The organism is Ligilactobacillus ubinensis (assembly GCF_024160875.1).
Taxonomy (GTDB): domain Bacteria; phylum Bacillota; class Bacilli; order Lactobacillales; family Lactobacillaceae; genus Ligilactobacillus; species Ligilactobacillus ubinensis.
The window spans coordinates 1-713 of sequence record NZ_JAIULA010000051.1 but is presented as its reverse complement, the minus strand read 5'-3'; the positions used below and the strand labels follow the sequence as shown (position 1 = coordinate 713).

Genomic DNA, 713 nt, shown 5'->3' with positions numbered 1-713 from the left:
ATCAATCTTGCGTTGTGCATAGATCCGACCAGTCGCTGGAGCTGAAAGTAAAGTACGTTGTTTTGCTTTAAAGTATTCCCAATTCTCATTCACAGAGATGCGCTTTAGATTTCCTTTGGGTGTTAAAGCAGCGGTAATTAGTTGGTGATTATCATCGTATTTTTCGGCGACGTATTCTTTAAAATCGCGATTAAAACCATACTTATCAGTCCGTTGACGATAAGCATTGAAATTAAAACGGACACCTTGTGGATTGATAAAATAGTCATCCTTTTCATAATAATCCCAGTTCATCACTTTACAGTCGTCACTCCGCCATTTTCGGCTATTTTCTTTAAGCATTGTGCCATATGGAATTAGTACCGTATGCTGATCAAATTCATCTTCTAAGAAGCGGTAATTACTCTCGGAACCGTACCCAGCGTCCGCAACGATGGTAGTACCTAACATATCATTAATCTTCAAATGGTTAACAAATGTTGGTAAGGTTCTTGTGTCAGTTGGATTTTGGAAAAGTTGATATCCCGTAATAAACTGATTACTCGTGGCAATTTGAACATTGTACGCTGGTTTTAATTGACCATTTTGCATTGGATCTTCCTTAACCCGCATAAAAGTGGCATCATGGTCAGTTTTTGAGTAACTATTCCTTTGACCATAAACCACTTGTTGTGCTTGATGTTCAAGCATCTTATCACGCCGTTCTTTAAGTT

At 38.3% G+C, this 713-nt stretch carries 1 protein-coding gene; it reads right to left on the bottom strand.

The features are described from left to right. A partial coding sequence (locus LB941_RS12300) for a transposase (RefSeq protein WP_253362271.1) occupies positions 1-713 on the bottom strand: 713 nt, incomplete at both ends.